This is a genomic window from Vibrio sp. D420a, from assembly GCF_030248625.1.
Lineage (GTDB): Bacteria > Pseudomonadota > Gammaproteobacteria > Enterobacterales > Vibrionaceae > Vibrio > Vibrio fortis_A.
This window is the reverse complement of the sequence record NZ_JAHGAN010000056.1, coordinates 1-2,815: the sequence shown is the minus strand read 5'-3', so window position 1 is coordinate 2,815 and position 2,815 is coordinate 1. Positions and strand designations below refer to the sequence as shown.

The window sequence follows — 2,815 nt, the reverse complement described above, 5'->3', positions numbered from 1 at the left end:
CCCGACGAAACGGGTCCCTCCCAACGAAGCGCGGGACGACGCTCAGTTTAAGCGCGATGTTAGATTAATGGGTTGCAGTAGCAAAAAGCCCCACTGGTATAGTGAGGCTCTGCAAGGGGTGGTCTGGCAGGAAAGGGGCTGGCACTTCATATTCTCAGCTTGGGCAGTTTGAAACACTCGCCAGTTAATTTCTAAGAACCATTTGCCATTATCGAGTGGCTCGGTGCATCGTTCGCGCTCCGCTCTCACTTATCCCTGCGGGTCAGAGCGGTTAGTTTCCACCGTGGCCATTGACACCGCAAAGACTTGTTGCGAGGCCTCGATTTAATTCATAGTCTGCACTTTTTGCGTAACACTCTAAGGTCTTCATTGCGTCCTTGGTACCAGAACATAATTTGATAGCTAAGAACCTTGGTATCTCTTTATCAATGACCGATGCTCCCACGTAACATTTTGCCGGTTCCTGAGACCATGCCCCAGAACATAGTTCGGTTGCTAAGCCAACAGGCATCTCTTCGTCTACTGCAGATACGTCTGATAAACACTCATATGGGTCGTATGCGACTGCCGATGAACTAAGGAGTACTGTTAGGAAAAGTAGCTTTTTCATATTCGCGCTCTATAAACTTGATTATTTGTATGATTAATTGAAATTCTACATCACCAAAGTCAGAATATAGTTAAATAATTTCCTAAGTTACATCGGATTACGGTCAGGTTTGATGCTTTCAGATGTCAATCGGTAATGCACTATCAAACAAATCAGGTGCTCGTGCTTTTTCTTCTTCAATCTTGCCACATGTAACGATTCTATCTATACCATCCCAAGTTATCTGATAGACGCACTCTGCGAGTACAGTGAATTTGTATCCCATCTCTTGAAGGTCAATATGTTCAATGCTAAAGAGCTTTTGTTGTTTGTCGTATACGTCGATATATATCTTATAAAATGAAAGCTCATCGTTAATCTGGCTACTTGTACGATAGCTGACATAAGCGATTTGTTTAGAGTAACCAGTAGCGAAAAAGTGGAAGTTGTCTAAGGGGCCAAACCAATCATTGTTAGCTTTAACCTCTTTGGTTGGTGTTCCTGCAGGAACAGCCTCAGTAACTTTCTTTACTTGAGGAGCCGTTGGTTGCATAACTTTTGGTGATTCTTTAGGAGAGAACGCCCAAACAGAAAGAGCGATCCCTAAAACCATGAATAGTAGGGAACCGATAACAGGCCATCGTTTCCAAAGAGGAACGATATCTGCGGCCATAGCCTCAGTTACACTTGAATTAGATGCTGTGTGACTCTTATAGAAAGGGAAGTAAGCTTGCTCATACTTCCTAATACTTGTGTTAACAACATCGCCATTGGCACCTGAGCGGACTTTCTTCGTATACGTATTATTTGAACCTAATGCTGTGTTTTTTGCACAGTAGTAGGTTACCTCAATCATGTCCTTGATATCTCGATGGATTTTCCGTAAGTTCTGCGTCACAAGGATTATGTCTACGCCATAGTGACGGTGTAATGAATACCATTCTAGAATCTCTGTATTGAGGTTCCGATTAGGTAAGGTCATATGAGCTTCATCGACAACAAAGAGAGGTCCTTGGCCTTTGGTATTTCGCCAATCATCTTCATAATCAGAAACCTTGCTGAATGGGCGTTCCATTGAACCGAAATCATTTAGCTTGCCATCTACAACAACAATTAGCTGTCTTACTTCGTCACCTAAAACCGCTGCAAAATGGTCGATTTGTAAGGGGAGGTTGGTTATAACTTTTCGTCCCTCTTTTAATGCAGGAAGTACATGATAAGCCACGGCTTCATAGCTTTTCCCCCCTCCTGGACGACCAACAATTCCGTATATCATGAACCTAACCTCGTTAATGGAATAAGTTGAAGTAAGAAACGTGCAACCAATGACGCGAGAATGATTGTTAAAGCTTGAGGAAGTCCAATGGCCGAGAGCATCCAAGACACTTCACTAGGTATAGCCGTCAGATACTGAGAAATATCTATAGGTTCGAAGAAGCTAAACACCCATGTGATTAACGATTGGCAAAGAGACAAAACCTGCTCTAGAGCCCATATGAATACGTCTTTGATCATGTCTACTAGACTGATGATGAGTCGATATAAGAATTCAATTAGCTTGTTAAATAAATCTACAATCCAATCCATGTTAGCCCCCTAAGATATTCTTACGCGCAGTGGCGATAGCAGTGAAGATTAAGCAAAAACGCACAAAGCCAAATAACCAGTCAAAATCAAAATACTCCGATAAGTCGAATGTACCGAAGTCCATTATTGGAATGGCAAAAGTAGGGCGCTTAGCATTGGAAAGGTCTAGTGTGCCAAAAGTATCGACGAACCCATCAAGGGCATTAGCTTTGATTAGTTGAAAGTGCTCGTTGGCTACCCCAGATAAACCGTTTGGATACCGAGAGCGATAGAAACCTCTACAGCTTGAATCACTGATACATGTTGAGCCAGTTCCAGCATTACTAGTATCAACATTCGAGAGTTCATCTAATGAGCCTTGAATACCGTCAAGTGAACCTTGTACTCCATCCAATGATCCTTTTATGCCTCCAAGAGATCCATTTAAATCGCCAAAACCACTTGCTAATTCATTCGATATTTTCTCGCCATTGGAATTGATAGCCTCTGTGCTGTTGGTGAGTCCGCCCTCGATATTTGACCCTATGTTATTGATATCTAATGTAAGTTCATCAAGCGCCTTATTAACGTTGGAGTTCATATTGTTGATTGCCCCCACAACATTAGCGTTAGACCCTGTACTACCAGAACCAGAACCAG

At 42.5% G+C, this 2,815-nt stretch carries 3 protein-coding genes and 1 pseudogene; all 4 read right to left on the bottom strand.

The features are described from left to right. Positions 1-271: 271 nt before the first annotated feature. A complete protein-coding gene (locus tag KI743_RS23200) occupies positions 272-610 on the bottom strand; it encodes a hypothetical protein (protein ID WP_285468428.1) in 339 nt (112 codons plus the stop codon). A gap of 118 nt (positions 611-728) precedes the next feature. Beyond that, the gene (locus KI743_RS23195) at positions 729-1,865 is read right to left on the bottom strand and encodes a zonular occludens toxin domain-containing protein (protein ID WP_285468427.1); all 1,137 of its coding nucleotides are present in this window, start codon (positions 1,863-1,865) and stop codon (positions 729-731) included. Continuing rightward, positions 1,862-2,176, bottom strand: coding sequence for a DUF2523 family protein (locus tag KI743_RS23190; RefSeq protein WP_285468426.1), 315 nt, complete (start codon positions 2,174-2,176; stop codon positions 1,862-1,864). Before KI743_RS23190 ends, KI743_RS23195 begins: the two co-directional genes overlap by 4 nt. Position 2,177: 1 nt before the next feature. Further along, a pseudogene (locus KI743_RS23185) lies at positions 2,178-2,815 on the bottom strand (hypothetical protein); the annotation flags it as partial.

What these genes read in the sequence shown, in the direction of transcription:
- KI743_RS23200 (WP_285468428.1), bottom strand. Translation starts at nt 610, where the DNA reads ATGAAAAAGCTACTTTTCCTAACAGTACTCCTTAGTTCATCGGCAGTC.
- KI743_RS23195 (WP_285468427.1), bottom strand. Translation starts at nt 1,865, where the DNA reads ATGATATACGGAATTGTTGGTCGTCCAGGAGGGGGGAAAAGCTATGAA.
- KI743_RS23190 (WP_285468426.1), bottom strand. Translation starts at nt 2,176, where the DNA reads ATGGATTGGATTGTAGATTTATTTAACAAGCTAATTGAATTCTTATAT.